This is a genomic window from Priestia sp. P5_B4 (assembly GCF_056400385.1).
In genome coordinates this window covers 1-1,041 of record NZ_JBFULJ010001124.1, presented here as the reverse complement: position 1 = coordinate 1,041, position 1,041 = coordinate 1, and the positions used below count along the sequence as shown (strand labels likewise).

Annotated in this window: 2 protein-coding genes; both read left to right on the top strand. The window is 38.7% G+C overall.

Annotation, left to right across the window (positions count from 1 at the left end):
• On the top strand, positions 1-606 hold a 606-nt coding region (locus tag AC1DRF_RS29325), incomplete at its 5' end, for an ABC transporter permease (RefSeq protein ID WP_477742487.1).
• Positions 603-1,041: ATP-binding cassette domain-containing protein (locus AC1DRF_RS29320; protein ID WP_477742486.1), on the top strand; the 439-nt coding region annotated here is incomplete at its 3' end. The genes AC1DRF_RS29325 and AC1DRF_RS29320, both read left to right, overlap by 4 nt.

The window sequence follows — 1,041 nt, the reverse complement described above, 5'->3', positions numbered from 1 at the left end:
GCAGTAACGATTATTGCTACTGTACTTGGTTTAATCGTTGGACTTTTATCTTCTTATTATAAAATTCTTGATTATATTTTAATGAGAATTTGTGACGGCTTGTTTGCTTTTCCATCTATTTTACTAGCAATTGCTATTATGTCTGCTTTAGGACCTAAAACAAGCAACGTTATTATCGCACTGAGCCTTGTATTTATTCCTTCGATTGCGAGAATTGTTCGTTCAGCTGCGCTTGTTGTAAAAGAAAAAACGTTTATTGAAGCGCTAAAAGCTCAAGGAGCAAGCTCACTTCGAATCATTTGTTTTCATATGGCGCCAAACGTCTTATCGCCTTTAATCGTTCAAGTAACATACGTGTTTGCCGTAACGATTTTAACTGAGGCTTCGCTAAGCTTTTTAGGAGCCGGGATTCCTGCGCCGACACCGAGCTTAGGAAATATGCTGTATGACGGAAAGCTTGCGATTTACAACGCATGGTGGATGACCGTGTTTCCGGGTGTATTCATCATTTTAATTGTACTTGGCCTTAATTTATTTGGTGACGGTCTGCGGGATTGGTTAAATCCGAAAAACGTAATGCTGAAGAAAAGGAGGAAAAAACGTTGAGTAACGCCCTTTTAAAATTAGAAGACTTACAAGTAACTTTTACAACGTATAGCGGAGAAGTAACGGCTGTTGACAATGTATCTCTTCAATTAAATAAAGGAGAAGTATTAGGGATTGTCGGTKAATCAGGGTCTGGAAAAAGCGTAACGTCCGAATCTATTCTTCAGCTATTAGATGAAGACCTAACAAGCTACGATGGCAAGATTTTGTTTGAGGGAAAAAACTTATTAGAGATGTCTTCAAAGCAAATTCAAAAGCTAAGAGGAAACGAAATCTCAATGATTTTCCAAGACCCAATGTCGTCATTAAACCCCGTTATGCCCATTGGAAAACAAATTGCTGAAGTGATTCGTCTGCATCAGAAAGTCTCCAAAAAAGAAGCGCAAAAGAAAGTCGTAGAGCTTTTGAGACTAACAGGCATTCCGTCTCCAGAAC